The 20,160-nt window shown below is 68.5% G+C and carries 18 protein-coding genes; 14 read left to right on the top strand and 4 right to left on the bottom strand.

The features are described 5' to 3' along the window. Positions 1–15 precede the first annotated feature (15 nt). Entirely contained in the window at positions 16–1,563 is a 1,548-nt protein-coding gene (locus ACQPYH_RS29375; protein ID WP_432877742.1) for an LLM class flavin-dependent oxidoreductase, read from the top strand. Here ACQPYH_RS29375 and ACQPYH_RS29370 read toward each other — a convergent pair whose 3' ends face one another. Next, on the bottom strand, positions 1,564–2,190 hold the full coding sequence (locus tag ACQPYH_RS29370; RefSeq protein ID WP_432877740.1) for a DUF6308 family protein: 627 nt from the start codon (positions 2,188–2,190) through the stop codon (positions 1,564–1,566). A gap of 264 nt (positions 2,191–2,454) precedes the next feature. On the opposite strand from ACQPYH_RS29370, the gene ACQPYH_RS29365 reads away from it, so the two are divergent. Together ACQPYH_RS29365 and ACQPYH_RS29360 are read left to right on the top strand one after the other, a co-directional pair. Continuing rightward, complete coding sequence (locus tag ACQPYH_RS29365) at positions 2,455–3,486, top strand: hypothetical protein (protein ID WP_432877737.1); 1,032 nt, start codon at positions 2,455–2,457, stop codon at positions 3,484–3,486. A gap of 232 nt (positions 3,487–3,718) precedes the next feature. Beyond that, positions 3,719–4,288, top strand: a complete 570-nt coding sequence (locus ACQPYH_RS29360; RefSeq protein ID WP_432877735.1) for a LysE family transporter — start codon at positions 3,719–3,721, stop codon at positions 4,286–4,288. On the opposite strand, the gene ACQPYH_RS29355 is transcribed toward ACQPYH_RS29360, so the two are convergent. Continuing rightward, positions 4,285–7,818 (bottom strand): UvrD-helicase domain-containing protein, encoded by a 3,534-nt coding sequence (locus tag ACQPYH_RS29355; protein WP_432877732.1) that lies wholly within the window; start codon positions 7,816–7,818, stop codon positions 4,285–4,287. The genes ACQPYH_RS29360 and ACQPYH_RS29355 overlap by 4 nt on opposite strands. Beyond that, a complete protein-coding gene (locus ACQPYH_RS29350) occupies positions 7,811–10,903 on the bottom strand; it encodes a PD-(D/E)XK nuclease family protein (RefSeq protein WP_432877729.1) in 3,093 nt (1,030 codons plus the stop codon). The genes ACQPYH_RS29355 and ACQPYH_RS29350 overlap by 8 nt, the downstream gene beginning before the upstream one ends. 114 nt (positions 10,904–11,017) lie before the next feature. On the opposite strand from ACQPYH_RS29350, the gene ACQPYH_RS29345 reads away from it, so the two are divergent. From ACQPYH_RS29345 to ACQPYH_RS29300, 10 genes are all read left to right on the top strand, one after another. After that, positions 11,018–11,215 (top strand): hypothetical protein, encoded by a 198-nt coding sequence (locus tag ACQPYH_RS29345; protein ID WP_130439007.1) that lies wholly within the window; start codon positions 11,018–11,020, stop codon positions 11,213–11,215. Positions 11,216–11,222: 7 nt separating this feature from the next. Further along, positions 11,223–11,618 carry a VOC family protein gene (locus tag ACQPYH_RS29340; protein WP_432877727.1) on the top strand — a complete coding sequence of 132 codons (396 nt, stop codon included), beginning with the start codon at positions 11,223–11,225 and terminating at the stop codon, positions 11,616–11,618. Positions 11,619–11,736: 118 nt separating this feature from the next. After that, positions 11,737–14,508 carry an FtsK/SpoIIIE domain-containing protein gene (locus tag ACQPYH_RS29335; protein ID WP_432877724.1) on the top strand — a complete coding sequence of 924 codons (2,772 nt, stop codon included), beginning with the start codon at positions 11,737–11,739 and terminating at the stop codon, positions 14,506–14,508. Positions 14,509–14,521: 13 nt separating this feature from the next. Beyond that, a complete protein-coding gene (locus ACQPYH_RS29330; RefSeq protein WP_432877721.1) occupies positions 14,522–15,199 on the top strand; it encodes a hypothetical protein in 678 nt (225 codons plus the stop codon). A gap of 18 nt (positions 15,200–15,217) precedes the next feature. Then, a complete protein-coding gene (locus ACQPYH_RS29325) occupies positions 15,218–15,478 on the top strand; it encodes a hypothetical protein (protein WP_130388988.1) in 261 nt (86 codons plus the stop codon). 5 nt (positions 15,479–15,483) lie between these two features. Next, positions 15,484–16,728 (top strand): hypothetical protein, encoded by a 1,245-nt coding sequence (locus ACQPYH_RS29320; protein ID WP_432877719.1) that lies wholly within the window; start codon positions 15,484–15,486, stop codon positions 16,726–16,728. Beyond that, positions 16,728–17,186 (top strand): hypothetical protein, encoded by a 459-nt coding sequence (locus ACQPYH_RS29315; protein WP_432877716.1) that lies wholly within the window; start codon positions 16,728–16,730, stop codon positions 17,184–17,186. Before ACQPYH_RS29320 ends, ACQPYH_RS29315 begins: the two co-directional genes overlap by 1 nt. Further along, the gene (locus ACQPYH_RS29310) at positions 17,186–17,560 is read left to right on the top strand and encodes a hypothetical protein (RefSeq protein ID WP_432877714.1); all 375 of its coding nucleotides are present in this window, start codon (positions 17,186–17,188) and stop codon (positions 17,558–17,560) included. The genes ACQPYH_RS29315 and ACQPYH_RS29310 overlap by 1 nt, the downstream gene beginning before the upstream one ends. Positions 17,561–17,787: 227 nt before the next feature. Continuing rightward, the gene (locus ACQPYH_RS29305) at positions 17,788–18,033 is read left to right on the top strand and encodes a hypothetical protein (RefSeq protein WP_432877712.1); all 246 of its coding nucleotides are present in this window, start codon (positions 17,788–17,790) and stop codon (positions 18,031–18,033) included. Continuing rightward, on the top strand, positions 18,030–18,476 hold the full coding sequence (locus tag ACQPYH_RS29300) for a hypothetical protein (RefSeq protein WP_432877709.1): 447 nt from the start codon (positions 18,030–18,032) through the stop codon (positions 18,474–18,476). Before ACQPYH_RS29305 ends, ACQPYH_RS29300 begins: the two co-directional genes overlap by 4 nt. A gap of 190 nt (positions 18,477–18,666) precedes the next feature. On the opposite strand, the gene ACQPYH_RS29295 is transcribed toward ACQPYH_RS29300, so the two are convergent. Then, entirely contained in the window at positions 18,667–18,978 is a 312-nt protein-coding gene (locus tag ACQPYH_RS29295; protein ID WP_432877707.1) for a hypothetical protein, read from the bottom strand. A gap of 184 nt (positions 18,979–19,162) precedes the next feature. Between ACQPYH_RS29295 and ACQPYH_RS29290 the strand changes: the two genes are divergently transcribed. Continuing rightward, positions 19,163–20,152 (top strand): oxidoreductase, encoded by a 990-nt coding sequence (locus ACQPYH_RS29290; RefSeq protein ID WP_432877705.1) that lies wholly within the window; start codon positions 19,163–19,165, stop codon positions 20,150–20,152. The last annotated feature ends 8 nt before the right edge of the window (positions 20,153–20,160 follow it).

Raw genomic sequence — 20,160 nt, 5'->3', positions numbered from 1 at the left:
AGGTGAAGGTGAACCATGGACTACGGCCACGAGCTGGTCTTCGGCACGTTCCTGACCCCCGCGGTCGACAACCCGGATCGCGTGATCGCGCTGGCCCAGCTGACCGAGCAGGTCGGCCTCGACCTGGTGAGCTTCCAGGACCACCCGTACCAGCCGCGCCTGATGGACGCGTGGACCCTGCTGTCGGTGGTGGCGGCGCAGACGCAGCGCATCAAGGTGACCACCAACGTCGCCAACCTCCCGCTCCGGCACCCGGTCGTTCTCGCGCGCAGCGTGGCGACGCTCGACCTGATCACCGGTGGGCGAGTGGAGCTCGGGCTGGGGGCCGGTGGGTTCTTGGACGCGGTCGCGGCGAACGGCGGGCCGCAGCTGACGACCGGGCAGAGCATCACCGCGCTGGAGGAGGCCATCGCGATCATGCGCGAGATCTGGACGCCTACCGGCGGTGGTATCCGGCTGGCCGGAAAGCACTACACGGTGGCCGGCGCGAAGCGCGGTCCGGAGCCGGCGCATGACGTGTCGATCTGGCTGGGTGCGTACAAGCCTCGGATGCTTGCGCTCACCGGTCGGCTCGCGGACGGGTGGCTGCCGAGCAGCGGGTACGCCGGTCCGGATCAGCTGGCGGCGATGAACAAGCTGATCGACGAGGCGGCGCTGGAGGCCGGGCGTGATCCTGCTGAGGTACGGCGGCTGTACAACATCTCCGGTCGCTTCAACGGGAACGGCGGGTTCCTGCAGGGGCCGGAGGAGCTGTGGATCGACCAGCTGGCTGAGCTGGCGGTGGGGGAGGGGATGAGCACCTACATCCTCGCGTCCGACGATCCTGACGACATCCGGCGGTTCGCTGAGGTGGCGGCCGGCGTCCGCGAGGCGGTCGATGCTGCTCGTCGGCTGCCGGCCGAGACCGCTGGCGCCGCTTGGTCCGCGAGCGCTACGCCTGTTCCCGCATCTCCTGTCCGCGCAGGCGGATTCAGCGTCGTCCCAACGCCGGCACCGGCTGTGAAGCGCAGCGCCGTACAGCTGCTGGACGAGTCGGTTCGGCCGACCGGTCCCTCGCACGACCCGTCGCGGACCTACACGCCGTACCAGCTGCAGTCCGGTCAGCACCTGATCGACGTACACGACCATCTGCGGGCTGAGCTCGAGCAGGTACGCGATCTGGTCGAGCAGGTTGCCGCGGGCACGCTGGGCGTCGGTGCGGCGCGTTCGGCGATCAACACGATGACCATGCGGCAGAACAACTGGACTCTCGGCACGTACTGCGAGTCCTACTGCCGTCTCGTCACCACGCACCACTCGATCGAGGACGCTTCACTCTTCCCGCACCTGCGTCGCGCCGACCCGGAGCTGGTACCGGTCGTCGACCGGTTGCAGGAGGAGCACAAGATCATCCACGACGTACTCGAGGGTGTCGACAAGGCTCTCGTCGCACTGGTTGACGGATCAGGCAGCATCGACGGATTGCGTGCCGCCGTGGACCTGCTCGACGACACGCTCCTCTCGCATCTGTCCTATGAGGAGCGCGAACTGGTCGAGCCAATCGCGCGGCTCGGGGTGTTCTAGCTACTTCGCTTCACCCAGCAGCGAGGCGAGGATGTCGAGCAGGCGGAGCGTCGGCACCTCGCCGAGCAGGCGGGCTGCGCTTGTCGCCGGCTCCGCGATCAGGCGGACCTGGAGCAGCTTGAAGTCGCGGACGTTGGCCGGGTTGACCAGGTCGTCGCGTACGGCGGACAGGAACTCCGACCCGGCCGACGCCGTTCCGTACGTCATCCGGATGAAGCTGTCGGTCACGGGGAAGAGGTACGGCCGCTTGAGGTGCAGCAGCTTCGACTTCTTGGCGTGCCCGAACCCACGATGGCCGGTGAACTTGTCGTCCAGCGCCATCGCCGCCACGAACAGGTCACTGCCCCGCTCCGCGTCCTCCAGCCGCGCGTCCACCGGGATCGCGGCGAACTCCTTCTCGGCCTCGACCTCGAGCAGCCACGGGATGTCGAGCACGCGCAGATCGCTGCCGATCACCATCGTCCGGCCGAGATCCTCGAAGGTGACCTGGTTCGGGTCGGAGCCACCGACGGTGGTCATCCCCGGCAGCCCGTCGTAGTACTGCAGCACGGCGCCGTTCGTCTCGGCGTACAGCCGCAACTGCGCGATCGCCTCGTCGACGACGATCTTCCGGGTACCGATGTTCATGAGCCACACCCTCACACTTTTGGTGGCAGACCCGCCAGCGGGCGGACCATCATTCGAACGTTCCTCACACACTGTTTCCGCAGATCGTAGCGACTCCACGGCCCCCCGCACGCCACTCCCACTTCCCGTTATCCACAACCTGTAACCATTCACGCTGTTCCGACTCGGTGCCGCACGCTCTCGGTGACACGACGGCGACTGAACGGAGTCGGCCTGGATCTTTTGTAGACCGGTTCTGGACGTGAGCCGTCTACGGTCCCGGACATGAACGCACGACGCCTTCTCGGCCTGCTGCTCGCTGTCGCCGCTCTTTCGAGCTGCTCGGACGGCGCCGAGGACCGTCCGATGGCGACGTCGCCGACTGCCGCCACGACGTCGGCCTCTCCCCGGCCCACGCCGAGCCCGACGCCCGGGATCCCCGCTGCGGAGTTGCAGAGTGCCTTGACCCGGTTCGTCGCGATCCGGAACCGTGCCGCCGCCAAGTACGACGACACCCTGATCCGGACGGTCGCCGCCGGACCGTTGCTGGAGCAGGAACTCGCCGACCACAAGATCAACCGCATCCTGAAGCGGAAGATCCCCTCGCTGTCCCTCGTGAACGCGACCGGCTCCGTCACGCCGTCCGGGACGTGGCCGCAGCGGCTCGTCGTGGCCGCCGACGTGAAGGGCAAGACCGACGCGCGGATCGCCGGCCTCGCGCAGCGCACGGCTGCCGGCGCGCCGTGGGTCTGGACCTACCTGGCGAACCTCGGCGGGGAGACCGTTTCCCAGTACATGACATGGCCGCCGATGCCGACCGGTGGCAATCTGCGAACGCCGACCAGAGCTGAGCTCGGCAGACTGGCAATGGCACCGGCCGCGGCCGTGCAACAACTCGCGCGGGACCTGAGTACCCAGACCCAGAGTCTGCTGTTCGAGGGGTTCCGTCTCACCGGAAGCGCCGACGAGTACCAGGACGAGTTGGTGTCGCAGGCGGCCACCATGACGCCGGACAAGCGGCCGGGCACCTGGGCGTTCGGGTACGGTCCCGCCGTCGCGCTGCAAACGTCGCTCGCCGGCAGGATCATGGTGTTTGCGACCATCTCGATGACCTGGAGATACCCCGTCGAGCCGGGCACGCAGGCGCACTGGCCGCCCGGACCACAGTTGGCGCTGGCCGCCAAGGGGCGTTGGTACAGCACATCCTTGCTGGACTTCGAGCAACTGCAGGTGGTTCTCGTCATGCCCCCCAAAGGCCGGGGCGACATCGACGTGATCGGCATCTCCCGTCAGCGCACCGGGGTGGGCGGCGTCTGATCTCCGCCGCCGTCGGCAGCTGGTTGTCGAAGGCAAGTGGTAATTGGGTTGAGCTGGTGGACCGGGCTGCCCATCATGAACGCATGACTACGCTCTTTGGACTGTTGCTGGATGAACCTGCGGCCGTGGCGGCTCGGGTTCAGCAGCAGGGTGGTCGTGGATTGGGGTCGACGCTCGGTCAGTTGTGATCGGGGTGGTGGTCGCGGGGCTGCTGGCTGGGTATGGGGTTGCTATGCCGGTCGGGCCTGTCGGGACCTACCTGGTGGCGTTGACTGCGCGGAGTTCGTTGCGCATCGGGGCGTTTGCGGCGCTCGGGGTCGCGTCGGCTGATGGCGTGTACGCCGCGGTGGCGGCAGTCGCTGGTACGGCGTTGGCGCCGTTGCTGGTGCCTGTCGTCGGACCGTTGCGGTGGGCGTCTGTTGTCGTACTGATCGGGCTCGCGGTGATGGGCGCGGCCAAGGCGGTACGGCGGTATCGCGTCCAGCGGCTGGCTGTGATCGAGCAGGAGACCCCGGTCGGCGTGCGGACGGCGTACTTCGGGATGCTCGGGATGACGATGCTGAACCCGTGGACGGTGATCTACTTCGCCGCTCTCGTGCTGGGTGGATCCGGTGTCGTGGGCCTCGGTGAGCGGGTTGTGTTCGTCGTCGCGGCGTTTGCGGCGTCGGCGAGTTGGCAGCTGCTGCTTGCCGGCGGCGGAGCGTTGTTGGGGCGTCTGCTGACTGGTCACCTCGGGAAGTTGGTGACCGCGCTGGCATCGACCGCGCTGATTGTGGTGCTGGCCGTCCGCCTCGTTGCCTAAGGCACCTGTCGCTCGATTGCCCCGCTGGGGTTGAGGAACAGCAGGATCGGCGGTCCGGTGTTGGGCAGGATCGCCGAGTACGCCTGGAGCTGTGGAGCGTAATAGGCGACTCGGCTGTCCAGGGCCGCCGCGGGGATGGCGTCCGTCTTGTAGTCGACGATTGTGAGACGGCCGTCGTCCTCGCGGTAGATGAGGTCGACGAAACCTTCGAGCACAGTGCCGTCGGGCTGGACGGTGCCGACGTAGGACTCGCGCCAGTGCTCGCGGGCGGCGGCGCGCTTGACCACGTCGGACGCCAGCGCGGATCGCACGAGCGCGGTCACGACATCGGCGTACTCGAGCACGCCCTCAGCCAAGCATTGCGTGGAGACAGCGGATTCGAGGCCGGCGCCGGTGGAGAGGTCGACGACTTGGAGTACGGCGTGGACTGCGCGGCCGATCGCTGTGCCGTAGCGTCCTTTGGTCCACGGTGGGAGCTCAAGGTCGCGTGCGGCCTTCGCGGTGCCGGGGTCAATGTCGTCGAGCGCGACCTCTGGGCCGGTGCCTTCCAGACCGGACGCGCTCTGGGCGGACCGGGCGCGGCTTGCGGCCTGGGCGGCGGAGGCTCGCGTCTCCCACTCTGTTCGCGAGATTGGCGGGGTGACGTCGGGGCTGCCGGATGGTTCGCGGTCGGGGACCGGTGGGCCGGTGAACAAGGTGGAATGCGGTGCCTCGACGCCGCCGGCGGATGCGAGCAGCTCGGCGTTGCTGGAGTGGCGGCGGTTGCCCGAGCGATGCAGCGAGACGATCAGGTGGTCGCGGGCGCGCGTCGCGGCGACGTACAGCAGGCGGCGGCGTTCGTAGTCGTCCATCTGCTCGTCGACCGGCTGCACGAGGTCGAAGTCCTCGGTCTGCACGGACGACTTGAGCTTCACGGCGTACCCGCCGTCCGGTGGCCAGAGGACCTGGACGCCGCGTTGACGGTTCGGGGCGGCGGTCATGCCGGAGAGGATGACGATCGGGAACTCGAGACCCTTCGCGGCGTGGATCGTCATCACGCGGACCGCGTCGGCGTCGGTCTCGGGGAGCACGGCTTCGGCGACGCGGGAGGTTTCTTCGCCCTGGTGGGCAGCCCAGGCGAGATACGAACGCAGGCCGCCGTGCTCGACCTCGGACCACGCGCGGGCCTGGTCGACGACGAACCGGATGCGGCGCCACGCGTCGCGGGCGCGCGGGCCGATCGCGGCGACCTCCAGCATGCGGCGGTCGGCAACGATCTTGGCGAGGACCTCGCTGGGGGTGAGCCAGCGGGCGGCGTAGTGCGTGCGGCGGAGCCACTCCATCGCGTCGCCGACCGGGTGGGTCAGGAGCTGGTCGGGGACCGGGGCGGTCAGCGTGAACGAGCCGCCGGAGCGTTTCCAGGTGTAGAGATCGTCGTCGCCGCAGCCGAACAGCGGCGAGCGCAGTGTGGTGACGAGGGCGAGTTGGTCGCTCGGGTCGCCGAGCGCGCGGGCGCAGGCCAGCAGGTTGCGGACCTCGGCCGTTTGGTAGACCAGGGAGCTGGCCTCTGCGCGGTACGGGATGTCGGCGCGGTCGAGAGCGTCTTCCAGGAACGGGAGCGAGGTGCGGGCCGGGACGAGTACGGCGATGTCGCCGGCCTCTGCGGGTCGCCAGCTTTCGGCGCGGTCGTCGTACACCAGCCAGCCCTCGCGGAGGGCCTGCTCGACGACGGACGCGACGTCGGTGGCTTCACGTTCGCGGAGGACGGAGGCTTGGGCGCGGGGGAGGTCGTCGTGCGGCTCCGGGCCGAGGATGGTGACGGCGGGGCCGGCGGACGGGTCGTCCTCTTCCGGTGACAAGTCCGGCGGCAGGTCCCCGGGCACGTTGGCGGCCACGGAGTCGCCGCGCCGGCGGAACGGCAGCACAGTCGCGACGTCAGCGAGTTGCTCGCTGTCCGACGAGTCCTCGTCGAAGAGCGTGGCGTCGGCGTCGTCGAACATGGAGAGCTGGTCGCCATTGACCGGGGCGGGCTCGGCGGAGTGATCAGCTGCGCGCGGATGCGCGCGCGAACCTGGACGGACCGATGACGAAGCCCCCGGACCGGTGGACGGGCGGCCGGGGGAGGTGGTGCCCGGGTGAGGTGGCGCGGTCGGGTTGGTGCGGTGAGGGGACAGGGATTGGTATGAAGGCTGGGCGGCTTCCTGCGGCTGGATCAGCGTGGCGAAGACCGTGTTTATCCAGTTCAGGATCGGGGGCACCGTGCGGAAGTTGGTAGTGAGGGCGACGGTCTCGCCGAGGAGGTCCTGGGCGGTCAGGTACGTCGCGATGTTGGCGCGGCGGAACCGGTAGATGGACTGCTTCGGATCGCCGACCACGAACAACCGGCCGTCGGGCACCTCGACGTCGCGCCAGTCCTCGGCGTCGGCCTCGACACCGCCGGCGATGCGGACCGCGAGCTCGATCTGGATCGGGTCGGTGTCCTGGAACTCGTCCAGCAGCAGCCGCTCGAACCGCTCCTGCAGATCCCCGCGAACAGCCGCGTCCCGCCGCAGCAGATCACGAGCCAGCACCAGCAGGTCGTGGAACTCCAGCCGTCCCTCGGCGCGTCGAAGTTCGGCCGACTCCAGCACCCGCTCCGCGATCCAGTGAGAAAGGTGCCGGAGGCAAGCATCAAGCAGCAGCTCGACGAGCGAACCGGCGACCTCGACCACCTCGGTGCAGTCCCCGCGCACCTTGGCGACATCCGGCCAGTTCTCCTTGCGCCCGATTCGCCCGACCTTCAAACCGCGCAGCGTCTGCAGAATCGCAAGCTGCGTCTCCTGGTCAGTGGCGGCATCGAGCATCAGACCGAGCTCGCGAATCTGCACCAGCTTGGGCAGCAGCCGGTCCTCAGGATCCAGGCAGGAGTCAACCGCCCCGCCGATCTGCGCGGCCGCGGCGATCAGCCCGGTCAGATCCGGCATCGCCACCAGCTCAGGCGGATCGACCAGCACACGTTCGGCGATCAAGTCCCAGTCGTTGCCGAACAGCCGCGCGAGCGACCGAAGATGCTTCAGCTCAACCCCGACGGCCATAGCCAGCAACAACGGCTCAGCGATGGAATCGTCATCAAGCAGCTGCTGCTGCAACTCCGCCCAGCGTTCCTCGAACGCGACCGACGACCCGACCTCATCGAGTACGTCGATCAACGGGGGCAAGCCGGCTTCGATCGGATGCGCGAGCAGGATCTGCTGCGCAAAAGCATGCAGCGTCCCGATCGAGGCGGAGTCCAGATCGTCCAAAGCCCCGTCGGCCAGCTCACGAGCATCGCCCTTCCGCGCCCGCTCGAACTCGACCCGCAGCCGATCCCGCAGCTCCGCGCCGGCCTTCTCGGTGAAGGTGACGGCAGCGATCGTCCGCAGCGGTACGCCGTCGCGCAACACCAACGTGGTCACGCGATCCACCAACGCATGCGTCTTACCCGACCCGGCCCCCGCCTCGACGAAGAGCGTGGTCTCAGTGTCGGAACGGATCCGGTCGCGTGCGGCCCCGTCAAGCAACTGTTCACTCATCGCCGGCCTCCAACGCAGTCGGGTCGATGAGCCGGACCAGCCGCTCCAGGACTGGGTCGTGACGCTTCCGGTCCCAGCGCGCGCGGACCTCGCTGTGACCGATGCCGTCCGGGTTGCAGTACGGGCATTGCACCCACAGGAAGTCCGGCACCTCGGGCGCCTTCGGCGGGAAGTACCCGGCCGCGATCGACGACACGATCACGTCGAGGGTGTCGACGTACCGCTCCTCGACCTCGGGGGTCAATGGAACAGGGGTCCGTTTGCCGCCGCGCCGCACGAACCAGTACGACGCCTCGACCGGAGTGGCTGGCTCGCCCAACCGGGCCCGGGCCGCGTAGGCGTACACCGGAAGCTGCAGCTTGGTCCCACCCGCGACCGGGTCCGACTCGATGCCTTCGTATCGCGAGAAGCCGCCCGTCTTCACGTCTGTCACATAGATCGTGCCGTCCTCGCCGAGGTCAACCTTGTCGGCCGACCCACGCAACAGCACCCGACCGGACGGCACCGGAATCTCCACCGGCGGCTCGCCGTCGAACCCGAACCTGAGCTCACTCGCCACGACCGACGCGGATCGGTCCGCACGCCACCGATCGTCGTCGGTCAACAGGACCATGAGGTCGCCGAGGATCCGGAGCCGCTCGCGTTGCCACAAGCGCGGATGCCCGGTCAGCCCTTCGGCCTCGAACTGCTCGGCCAGATCAGCCCCGATCGCCAGCAGGAGCGCGCGTTGGTCCGCCGTCCACGCCTCGCCGTACGCCGGGAGCGAGCCGGCCAATCGCGTGACGAACGCATCGAGGCTGTTGTGGATCAGGTTCCCGATCTGGACCGGTGAGATCACCAGCAGGTCCTCGGGCGCTTCGAGCGGCTCCACCTGGAGCAACCGCTCGACGAAGTACGCATGCGGGCAGGTCGCATAGGACTCGAGCGACGTCGGCGACGCGATCCGATCCTCGACCGCGTACTCCGGCAGCCCCGAGACACCAGACAGGTCCCCGTCGAAGCGCGTGAACGCATTTGAGCCCCGCCCGCGCAACAGCTCCCGAGCCCGCACGAGCACACCGTCCTGCACCCACAACCCGGCCGCGGCGGCGCGGGTCTGCCACTCCTGCTCCGTCGCCGGCATCGTTGCCATAGTCAACGATCCGGCGTACGACGCGGATGTTTGCAGCATCTCGCCGTGCCTGTCCCACTGGGTCGCCGGCAGCGCATGATCGCCCGTCAGCTCCCGCAGCGACCCGAGCAACCAACGTGTCGGCAGCCGACGTGAAGATCGCCTCAGATCGCCACGTGGGAACGCCGCCACGACTCGCGCACCCGCCGAGAAGGCAACCAGCAGATGGCGTTGCTTCGCGTCCAAGCGATCCCGGAACGACGCCAACTCCGGCGCGGCCGCCTCGCGCACCCGATGGGGGAGCAGCGCATCCTCATGCACCCGCCCGGGATACAAGTCCTCCGACAGCCCGACGACATACACGATGTCCGCTGACAACCCGACGCTCGCCGACAGCGGCGCGACCAGCACGCCCGTCCCGAACGTCCCGACCCGAGGCAGCGACTGCTGCAGCTCCAGATCCAGTACGTCGCGCAGCACCGCCAGGCTCGCCGGCGTCCCAAGCTCGTCCAACGTCGACAGCCCCGTCAACGAGCTCTCAACTGCAGCGGCGGCGTACAGCTCCTCGTTCTTGTTCTCCTCCTCGACACGCCAACTCGAGTAATCACCCAGCAGATCGTGGAAGAGCTGCAGTACCCCCTCCGACAGCTCGGCCCACGTCTCCAACTCCGCCAGCGCACCCAACCGCCGTCGCAATGTCGAAGCAAACGCATGCAACCGCTCAGCCGTCGTCGCGTTGTATTGCGCACGCCGCACCGCAGCCGGCCGTGGATCCTCGGCGGCCTCTTCCTGATCAGCAGTCCGCCGCTCGGACTGCGCATACCGCGCGAGCCGCGTGTCCCAGTCGTCCCCGCGCACCACCCCGGCCGCGCGAGACATCCGCTCCCACTGCGGCACCGGGATCCGCTCGCCGCCGAAGTCGCGCGTCGGCGCATTCGCCAGCGCTCGGAACACATCGGCACGCGGCAGATCCTGATCGACCAGCGCCAGTACTTCGAGCAGCGTCCGCGCGATCGCCCGCTCATGCACCGGTCGCGTCCCCGGACCGTTGACCTCGATCTTCGCGGCGCCGAGATGCTCGTGCAGCAGACGCGCGTACGGCGAAGCCGCGGAGTACAGCACAGCGATCCGATGCGCGGGCGTGTGTTCCAACGCCGACACGACATCGCGCACGACGCAGCGCACCTCGTCGTCGGCGTCGGACGCGTTGAGGATCTCGGTCGCAACCGGATAGTTCTTCGAGATCGACCGCGGCAGGTCGATCCCGATCCGCTCGAGCGACCGCCGGACGGCGCGGTCGGCACGGCGTACGTCGGTCAGACCAACGATCACCGTGAGATCCGCCGCCGCGTCTCCAAGCGCTGCGACGAAGGCAGCCTCGGACTGCGTCAGCTCCTGCGGAAGATAGAGGACCAGCGCGCCGAGCTCACGGACGACCTCCGGTGCGGAGGCGATCCGGGCTGCGGCGGCGCGGAGCAGGTCGGTCTCGTCGTACCAATCCGAGGCCAGTTCGTCCGTGACGTGGCGATGCAGGCGGACCAGATCCGGGCCGAGCGCGGACGCGTCCGCGACGTTGTCGAGCGCGGGATCGGTGAGGTCGCGAAGCTCGCGATGGGCAGATGCAAGCGCTTGGATCGTGGACGGGTGCTCGGCGACGTCCTGGAAGATGCCGGGCGCCTTCGCGAGCGCCGTCCGCCAGGTGGCGGCGACGATCGGACGGGTGGCGGGCCGACGGGGTGACAGCGTGCCGGCGGCGATCTGCTCGGCCAACCGCTCGAGCGTCGCCAGATACAGGCCGGCGATACCGGAAACGGCGAGATGCCGTCGAGCGATGACGCCGGACAGGTTGTTGGGCAGCAGGAGGGTGACCGGGGTCATCGGATCGTCGGCCTTGAGCCGCGCGACAACGGCTTGCAGGCACTCCAGCGCCGCGGCGCCGTACGCCGTGCTTTCGATCCGGGTGGTGCTCACCATGACCTCCCCTCGACTGTCAACGGAGACGGTAGACCCTGCCACAGACAGAAAGGTGAAGGGGCGCGAAACGCCAAGGTTTCTGCAGGGTCGGCGGCTGCCTCTCACAATGAAGAAATGACCAGGGAGACGACGATCGCGCGGGTGTTGCTCGTGTTTGTCTTCGCGCCCGGCGGCGGCCTGTTCGGCAAGGCGGTCGCGGAGGCCGCCCAGGCCCGTCCGTGGTGGCCCTGGCTGGTCGCTGCCCTCGTCTGGCTGCTCGTCTCCGGGGCGATCTCGATGGCGGTGTCGAACCATTCTGCCGAGCACAGATAATGCTGCGATGGTCGCCGCGGTGCATCACGTCGAGATATGGGTCCCGGACCTGTCCAGGGCCGTCGCAAGCTGGGGCTGGGTCCTCAACCGGCTGGGCTGGAAGGACGGTGACGGCTGGCCCGGCGGCATGACCTGGATCGCCTCCGACGGCTCGTACGTCGTGGTCGAGCAGAGTCCCGCCATGTCGGCCGCCGAGCACGACCGGTTGCGGCCCGGGATGAACCACCTCGCGCTGAACGCCGCCGGCCGGGCCGAGGTCGACACCGTCGTCGACGAGGCCGCTGAGCACGGCTGGACGCTGATGTTCGCCGACCGCCATCCGTACGCCGGCGGCCCGCAGCATTACGCCGCCTTCCTCCACAACACCGACGGCTACGAGCTCGAGATCGTCGCACCGGACTAGCGGCCGGATTACTGGGTGAGACTGCTGATGCCTGGAGTGACGGATGGGACTACAGGTGTGACATGGTTATCCCAGGCAATCAGTACGGTCGCGGGGCAAGGGTGAAAGGGCGGTGCTCGTGACGGAGAAGCCTGACGGGGGAGGTATGCCCGGATCGGCTTCGCGCGGAGCGCGCAGTTCAGACGCAGCACCGGAGCTCCTGGAAGCGCGGATCCGTGGTCTGCAGCATGCGCTGGCACAGCTGCTGGAGAACGCGCGGCGGTTGACCCAAGGCGAGCATCAGCGCGCCGTCCGGCTGCATCGTCAGTTACAGGAGCAGACCGCTATCGCGCGGCGCGAGTCGCGTGGGTTGGTCGATGCGAAGACCGCGGAGGCATTGTCCGAGGCCGAGCCGAAGGCGCGGTTGCTCGCGGACCGGCTCGCGCCAGGCCTGGGATCGATCCCGCCGAACGACGCACGCTGGCGTTCGCGTCAGCTCGTCGGCGCCGGCGTCCCGTCGTACGTGCGGGTCGGTGAGCTGGACGCCGGTACGCCGGTGGTCGCGCCGCTGCTGCAGACGAACGGCTGGAAGGTCACCGCGGACCGGAACGAGAACGCGCGCCGCCTCCTGCAGAGCATCGCGTTGCGGCTGATCGCGGCGGCCGAACCGTTCCGGCTGCGCGTCGACGCGTTCGATCCGCGGCTGACCGGGATGATGGGGCTGCTCGGTCACCTGACCACGAAGTACCCGCAATTGGTGCCGAGGGCAACGCACACCGCGGAGCACTTGCACACCGTGCTGTCCGGGCTGGTGGACGTCTCCTCGCTGCGGGCCAGCAGGCAGGCGCAGCTCGGGCACGAGCGGTTCGAGGAGCTGCTCAAGGAGACGGGCCAGGTCACCGATCCGTACCGGCTCGTCATCCTCTTCGACTATCCGTCCGGCATCGACACGCTCGCCCAGCGCGACCTGCTCCGGCTGGCCGCGACCGCCGGCAAGCGGGGGATCTGCTTCCTCGTCCACTACGACGCGTCGACAGCGGCGGAGCTGGACGTCGACTCGAAACAGTTGCTCGAGCTCCTCAATCCCGTTGTCATCAGCAATGACCGGGTCGAGGTCGCGCAGTTGCCGCCGGCCAGGCTGGACCCGCCGTTCGACGCGACCGTTGCCGCCGGCATCTGTGACGTGATCGCCGAGCAGGCCGACATCGCCGTCCTCCCGACCATCGATTTCGAGCGGACTCTGACGGACCGTTCCACCTGGTGGCAGCCGGTCAAGGACGAGATCGGCGCCGTGATCGGGTACGACGACCGCACGCCGGCGCTGGTGCGGTTGCGCAGCGGCAACCCGGCCCTCCCGCACGTGCTCGTCGGCGGCGCGGTCGGCCAGGGCAAGTCGAACCTGCTCCTCGTGCTGATCCACGGGCTCGCGGCGCGGTACGCACCGGCGGACCTGGAGATGTACCTGCTCGACTTCAAGCACGGCGTCGAGTTCTCTGCGCTCGGACCGGGTCCGGATCGGCCGCACTGGTTGCCCCAGGTGCGGGTGCTCGGTGTGCACAGCGATCGCGCGTTCGGTCTCGCCGTACTGCGTCATCTGTCGGACGAGCTGGCGCGGCGCAGTGAGATCTTCAAGTCGCACGGGAACGTCGCCGACATCGCGGAGCTCGCGCCGGGTCCGGATCGGCCGCCGCGCATCCTCGTCGTACTCGACGAGTTCCAGGTGCTGCTCGAGGACGATGACGAGCTGGCTGACGAGGCCGCGAAGTTGCTGGAGCGGTTGGTCCGGCTGGGGCGTGCGTACGGCGTTCACGTCGTACTGGCAACGCAGACGATCGAGGGAGTGAAGCGGCTGTCGACGCGGCGGGACTCGATCTTCGGGCAGGTCCCTTATCGGATCGCGCTGAAGACGACGCCGGCCGACTCGCAGGCGATTTTGCGGAGTGGCAACACGGCAGCGGCGGAGCTGCAGTTCCGCGGCGAGGCCGTGCTGAACGCGAACTTCGGGTCGCCGGACGACAACCAGCATGTGCTCGTGAGCTTCGCGGACAAACCCGTGCTGGATTCGCTGCGCCGCGAGCTGTGGTCGCGCGCGGGTTCGGAGGCGCGTCCGCCGCGGGTGTTCCATCTTGCTGAGCCCGCGCACCTGACGGAGACGGCCGCGGCGGTGAAGCCCGAGTTCGGACGGCCGTGGACGGGGTTGCCGATCGCGGTGACCGAGGAGCCGGTTTCCGTCGAGGTGCGGCCCGAGCCCGGCGCCGGCGTACTCGTGCTGGGGGATGGGCCCGCGGATGCGCTCGGGGTGCTGACCGGGTTGGCGGTGTCGACGGCAGCGGCCGCGGTGGATCCGCCGCGGTTCGTGTTCGTGGACGGGACGAACTCGGCGCCGGCTGTTGCTGAGGGCAAGGACGCATTGGTGCAGGTACTGCGGGAGCTCGGCTGTGAGGTCGAGACCGTGGACAAGCACGACGACATCGCGCCGCGGCTGTTCGCGTTGCGGGAGGCGATGCGGACGGGGCAAGCCGGCGGGACGTACCTGCTCGGGTTCGGGTTCCACGGCGTACCGCGGATGCAGCTGCATGCCGAGGGGTACTTCGAGAGCCCGGCGAACGCGCTGCAGGACATCGTGCGGGACGGACCGGCGCAGGGCCTGATCACGTACGGGTGGTGGAACCGGATGCATGTCTGCACCGAGCAGCTGGGGTATGGGCGGGCCAACGTGGCGACTCATCTCTTCCTACGGCACCCGCAGGACGGCGTACGGGCTGTGGCGGGGCCGCTGGTGCGGTGGGCGTCGGAGCCGCATCGAGGGCTGTTGTGGGACGGGCTGCATCCTGAGGCACAGGTCGTCGTACCGTTCGCCGCGCTGCGGGCGGACGAGGTGGATCGCACGGTCGAGTTGGTGGGTCGATGAGGTGTCTTCTGAGATGAGGACCGTGGAGCAGCAGTGGTCCGAGTACGTGCGGGCGTTGCGCACGGTGGCGATGGCGCGGGCGGACGCGCAGCAGGCGCAGGATCGGTTGACGGCACACAAGTCCAAGGCTGAGGCCACTGCGGCGGCGGAGGCCGATGCGATGGCCGAGCGCGGGCTGAAGCTGCAGACCCGGCTGAACGCGCTCGCCGAGAAGGCGGCCGCGAGTCTACAGCGCGCCGGTCTGCCGGCTGAGGGGAAGCGAGCGAACCACACGCTGCCCGAGATCCGGGCGCTGAACGACCTCGAGACCGTTGCCGAGCGCATCACCAAACAGCTCGCCGAATCGGTCGACGAGTTGGAGGAGCTGCGGTCGACGGCCCGGGCGCTCCAGGAGCAGCGCAAGCGGCGTACCATCAGCGCGGTCCTGGCGCTGGTCGGGTTCGTGCTGGTGTGGGTGTTCAGCAGGTCTTTCCTGGCCGGGGTCGAGGCCGCGGCGATCGCCGCTGTCACGATGCTGGCCGCGTCGCGGGTGCTCGGGCTGCCACGGCTGCCCGGCGCGCGCTGGTGGGGCTGGGGCGGTGCGGTCGCGATCTTCGTGCTGATGGCGGCCGGCCTGCCGTGGTGGATCGGGATCGGGGTGCCGGTCGTGGTGGCGGGTACGGCGATCGTGCTGCCGAAGAAGCGCAACTAGGTTTGGGAGTGGGTTGAGGTGTCCGACGTACTGCGGCTCAAGGAACAGCTGCACCAGGTCTCGATGGAGGCCAAGCAGGCGGCCGGCGGCCTGGCCGGGTTCAAGCTCCGCTTCACCCAGCACAGCCAGCTGGTGGAGAGCTTGATCGCGGGCACCGCGACCGGTATCGATCGCGACATCACCGAGATCCTCGAGGCCGCGAGCAAGGCGGTCGAGCAGGCCGCCGAGGCCCTCGAGATCGCGTCCGCCGGCTGCAAGAACTACGCCGACCAGATCTGACTCCGTTGCCTTCCGAGCTGCAGAAGGTCGCTCGGGGTCTCGTCAGCTGCTTCGACGAGATCCCACGCGTCGTCGAGCAGCTGCAACGCACCGCCGTACGCTGCCGTGAGAACGCCCAACTCGCGCTGATTGCATCCCGCGGCCAAGCAACCGTCGCGGCCCAACAACTGGACGCCGCCGCCCGAGCCTGCGAGGCCGCCGCCCACTACCTGTCGATGGCGCCTCCCAAAGCCCGCGGCTGGGCCGAAGGCCTGGTCGGTACGGCGGGCCCGTCGACGAATCGCCCGTCGTCAGACTCCGCCGACCGCAACAAGCTCACCGGCGGCTCCGGCGACCTCGACTCCCTGGGCCGGACCAAACGCCTGACCTTCACCTACGAAGACCTAGAAGTTGCCGAAGACAACGAACCCCCACTGATCACCGTCGCCCGCAAGGCTTTCGAAAAATACCGCAAGACCCACGAGAAGGACGACGAGGACGACCAGCTGGACCCCCTCGAGGTAGAAATCACCGTCCTCGAAACCGGCGAACTCGAATTCGAAGAACGCAACGAAAAAGAAGACCAGAAACGCAACGACCACCTCCTTGAAGACTTCGAAATCGAAGTAGACCTCACCGAGCCGGTGAAGGCCCTCCTGGCTTCAATGGCAGCCTCCGCCGCCCAGCAATGGCAACACGCCACCCTCACCATCACCACCGCCGAAGTAACAGCCACCTTCGACTACGCCGAGGAAGGCCGCCCCCAACCGATAGTCGTCGACATCAACCTCCCCGACCTACCTGAACCCGACTTCGACCCGGCGTTCGACGTCCGTCCGCTGGACGTCGACTTCGAGCCGGGCGTCCACGGCCCGGAGGACACCTTCGAGCCCCACGAGCTGGTCATCGCCGAACGCCTCGCCGAGGAGGGCTGGCGCATCGATGTCAGACCCGCCGACCACAGTCGGCAGCACCAGAAGAATCCTGACGTCATGGTGCGCAGGTCCGCGTCGAGCCGAGGCGTCGTCGTCGAATTCAAGACGCCGACAAGTCTGAAGAACAGCGCGATCAAGCGGAACATGAACCGCGGAAGCGGGCAGTCCGGGACCGATGGCGAGGTGGTCATCGATGGTCGCCGCATCGGGCTGTCGGAGGAAGATGCGGAACGAGCGTTCCGGCGGGCCTGCGGGCAGCCGGGCTCGAAGGTGGCGAGCATAGTGCACGTAATTCTTGGTGACGGTCGGTTGGTCAGCTATGCGAGGGAGAACTGATGGCGGACAGCGATGAGATTTTTCTGGCATGGGAGGGGTCTTTGGAGGACGCCGCCGGGCGGGTGGCGGAGGTGCTGGGGCTGGAGTTCAACGGTGACCTGCGGGTCGAGACCGGGGAGTTGCAGTACAAGGGACGGGCGCGGACGTTCGACGAGATCATCGGTTTCTACGTCGGGCCGAACGTCTTCCAGCCGGAGCCCGACGAGGTACAGGCGATGGATCGCTATCCGGTGGTTGTCGACGTCCAGGCCCGCAACCGCAAGCCTGCACAGGCCGAGGAAGCACGCCTCGCGTTCGAGTTGCTGGTCGGTGCACTGGGCGACGTTCCGGCCATCCTGTCGCACAACGTGGAGCTCCTCGTCGCGGCATACCTGCCCGGCCGCGGAACCCACACCTTCGAACCCGGCACAACCCTCGACGACCCAGACCTCGACACCTGGCGCCCCTGGGTCGCCTGATGGAGTACGTCGTCGCGGCGCTTGCAGAGCCGGATTGGACTGTTGACGCGGAGCAGTTCGCGGTTGCGTTGCGCGCGCGGTGGCCGCAGGCGCGGGTTGAGGTGGGGGCAGTCGCGGGATCGACCATGGGGCTGGAGGCGTTGATTCCGCTGGGGCCTGGGCCGCGGGAGTTGGGGGTCGCGTTGAGCGGGACCGGGCAGGCGGTGAGCCTGGAGCCGGCGGACGCTGAGGCTGCGGCTGAGTTTGCGGAGTGGTTCGTCCGGGTTGTCCTTCCCGGCCGGCCAGGGATCCACCTGATCGAGCCTGCTTCGATGCATGTCGTCGAGTTGACGCCGGAGCTGAGCGCCGACGAGATCCGGCAGCGCATCGGCTGAGGGGGCCTCGCCGGATCCGGCGCCCCTGGGGTCTTCTGACGGAGTACATCGTCCGCCGGTCTTTACGGGGTGTGAGATTTTTCTCTGGAGTCGCGTCATGAACGGCTCGGAGGTTCGTCACTTCCTGTGAACCCATCCCCACAGGGAAGTGGAAGTGATTGACGTGAAGGGTTTTGTTGCGAGGTCGCTGATGGGACACGGCTCGACTCGGTGTCGGGTGTATTGAGATGGCTGACGATGGTGATCCTCACCCGGGGGCGGTCCGGGTGGAGCGGCGGCGGGTGCGGGTCTGGTTCGGGGACCATGTGGTTGCCGACTACCGGGCCGAGGCCGAGCTGGCCGAGCGGTACGCCGCGGCCATGTCGCGCAGGTTCGCCGGCTTGCGGGTGACCAGTGAGCCGGTTCCGGACCAGGATCCCGGTCCGGAGCGGAAGTTACCGGGGGAGCGGCTCTGGGAGGTTGCCCCGAAATGAGTTCCCGTCGTTTTCGGTTGATCCGTCATCAGGACGTCTCCGGTGTCAGCGGCACCGGGCCCGTCGCGGAGGGTGTGCAGTTCACCGACGGAGCCGTCGCGCTGCGCTGGTACGGCGACTATCCGACCACGACCGTGTGGGACGGCATCGACTCCGTCATCGCCATCCACGGTCACGGCGGCGCCACCGAGATCGAGTGGCTCGACCCGGAACCGGGTCTCGACCCCGACCTCAGGCTGCCGTCCCGCGAATCCCTACCACCCCGGCCCTGGCCGGACCTGCACTCGGCTCCCGAGCCGCAGGACCCTGACCCGCTCCACACGGACGGCGATCTCGGCAGTGATCTCGGCACCGACCGAGGCTTCGGCCCCGAGGGCGCGTTCAGCCGCAGGCACGGCGCAGCGCCGCCGTCCGCCTGGACGTCGTACCGAGTCTTTCGCTGACCAATCAGCTATCCGCAGAACGGATCCGGCGCCGCGGACCCGAGCTGCCCACAGCGCGCATCGGTGCCGTCTCCCCTCCCGGCACCGGTCGTGGCCCAGGTACGGCGTACGCCTCGGCGAGGTGGCGTACGCCGTACCCGGACGCGGTACCGGCCCAGGCGGACTCGCGATACGCCTGGGCCGGGACCGGTCAGGGGTACTTCATCTCCTCCACGAGGTCGAGGTTGTAGAACGCGCCGGGCCCGTCGCAGAGCTCCATCATCCGCGTCGAGAACTCGGTGGTGTCGGCCCGCCCGGAGTTCGCCATCGCGTCCTCGTAGGACGCGAATTCGACGATCGCGAAGTACCGTCCGGACTCGTCCCGGTCGGCGCAGGTGATGCCGCGGACCGGCATGGGCCCGTCGCCCCCGGCTTCGCGTTTGGCGCTGTAGTCGTCCATCAGCGCCTTGATCTCGTCCGGCTTCGATGTCCGGTACTCGATGATCTGAACGAAACCAGCCATCTCTTCCCCCTGTGTCTTTGACACTCACCCCTGGGTGTCTGTTTCGAGCGTGCGCCCTGGATCGTCTGCCTGGCAAGGCCCGACGTCTTACGGTGACCTGACGCGGGTAGGGCGATCACGCGCCGTTTCTGCCCTCGGCAGAGGTGTCTGGGTTTTGTCGGTCGGGCCTGATTGGCTTGCCTGCATGGAGATTCTGATCCTCGGTGGGACGGCGTGGCTCGGTCGCGAGATCGCTGCGCAAGCGGTCGCGCGCGGCCATTCGGTGACGTGCGTGGCGCGCGGCGAGAGCGGAGCGATCGCGGACGGTGCCAGGTTGATCGCTGTGGATCGCAGCAGCCCGGAGGCGTACGACGCTGTGCCGCCGCGCGACTGGGATGCCGTGTTCGAGGTGTCGTGGCAGCCAGGGTTCGTGCGGGGTGCACTGGCCGCCTTCGGCCCGCGGGCGAAGCACTGGACGTATGTGTCGTCGGTCAACGCCTACGCGAAGTACGACACGCCCGGCGCGGACGAGACCGCCGTACTGCGGGAGCCGACCGAGCTGGATGTGGTGGAGCGGGAGCTGTACGGCGAGGCGAAGGTCGCGTCTGAGCTCGCGTCGCGGGAGGTGGTGGGGGATCGGCTCGTGATCGCCCGCGCCGGGTTGATCGGCGGGCCGGGGGACAGGAGCGACCGATCGGGGACGTGGGTCGCGCGGGCGGCGCGTGCGCCGGAGGAGCCCATGCTCGTGCCGGACACGCCCGAGCTGGCGACCTCGGTCATCGACGTGCGGGATCTGGCCGGCTGGCTGCTGGACAACGCGACGGAGGGCCGGACAGGGACGTTCGACACACGCGGCCCGCTGGTGCCGTTCGGCGAGTGGATCGAGTTGGCGCGTGAGGTCGGCGGCCACACCGGGCCGGTCGTGCTGGCGCCGCGGGAGTGGTTGGAGGAGCAGAAGGTCGAGCAATACATGGGGCCGGAGTCGCTGGCGATGTGGCTGACCGAGCCTGGGTATGAGGGCTGGTCGTCGCGGAGTGGTGCGGCGGCGGCCGCAGCCGGGCTGACCCATCGGCCGCGGCGGGAGTTCCTGGCGGATGCGCTCGCCTGGGAGCGGGAGCTCGGCCTGGACCGGGAGCGACGCGCCGGACTCAGCCCGGCGAAGGAGAAGGAGTTGATCGAGGCACTGAAGGCGTAGACAGTAGG

Source organism: Kribbella sp. CA-245084 (genome assembly GCF_050942355.1).
Lineage (GTDB): Bacteria > Actinomycetota > Actinomycetes > Propionibacteriales > Kribbellaceae > Kribbella.
The sequence above is the reverse complement of the archived record's forward strand: the minus strand, read 5'-3'. Positions and strand labels throughout refer to the sequence as shown.

Bases quoted from the DNA above. Each gene is read 5' to 3' on its own strand.
- ACQPYH_RS29375 (WP_432877742.1), top strand. From the start codon at position 16: ATGGACTACGGCCACGAGCTGGTCTTCGGCACGTTCCTGACCCCCGCG.
- ACQPYH_RS29315 (WP_432877716.1), top strand. From the start codon at position 16,728: ATGGCGGACAGCGATGAGATTTTTCTGGCATGGGAGGGGTCTTTGGAG.
- ACQPYH_RS29290 (WP_432877705.1), top strand. From the start codon at position 19,163: ATGGAGATTCTGATCCTCGGTGGGACGGCGTGGCTCGGTCGCGAGATC.
- ACQPYH_RS29300 (WP_432877709.1), top strand. From the start codon at position 18,030: ATGAGTTCCCGTCGTTTTCGGTTGATCCGTCATCAGGACGTCTCCGGT.
- ACQPYH_RS29370 (WP_432877740.1), bottom strand. From the start codon at position 2,190: ATGAACATCGGTACCCGGAAGATCGTCGTCGACGAGGCGATCGCGCAG.
- ACQPYH_RS29365 (WP_432877737.1), top strand. From the start codon at position 2,455: ATGAACGCACGACGCCTTCTCGGCCTGCTGCTCGCTGTCGCCGCTCTT.
- ACQPYH_RS29360 (WP_432877735.1), top strand. From the start codon at position 3,719: ATGCCGGTCGGGCCTGTCGGGACCTACCTGGTGGCGTTGACTGCGCGG.
- ACQPYH_RS29305 (WP_432877712.1), top strand. From the start codon at position 17,788: ATGGCTGACGATGGTGATCCTCACCCGGGGGCGGTCCGGGTGGAGCGG.
- ACQPYH_RS29295 (WP_432877707.1), bottom strand. From the start codon at position 18,978: ATGGCTGGTTTCGTTCAGATCATCGAGTACCGGACATCGAAGCCGGAC.
- ACQPYH_RS29310 (WP_432877714.1), top strand. From the start codon at position 17,186: ATGGAGTACGTCGTCGCGGCGCTTGCAGAGCCGGATTGGACTGTTGAC.
- ACQPYH_RS29330 (WP_432877721.1), top strand. From the start codon at position 14,522: ATGAGGACCGTGGAGCAGCAGTGGTCCGAGTACGTGCGGGCGTTGCGC.
- ACQPYH_RS29350 (WP_432877729.1), bottom strand. From the start codon at position 10,903: ATGGTGAGCACCACCCGGATCGAAAGCACGGCGTACGGCGCCGCGGCG.
- ACQPYH_RS29340 (WP_432877727.1), top strand. From the start codon at position 11,223: ATGGTCGCCGCGGTGCATCACGTCGAGATATGGGTCCCGGACCTGTCC.
- ACQPYH_RS29345 (WP_130439007.1), top strand. From the start codon at position 11,018: ATGACCAGGGAGACGACGATCGCGCGGGTGTTGCTCGTGTTTGTCTTC.
- ACQPYH_RS29355 (WP_432877732.1), bottom strand. From the start codon at position 7,818: ATGAGTGAACAGTTGCTTGACGGGGCCGCACGCGACCGGATCCGTTCC.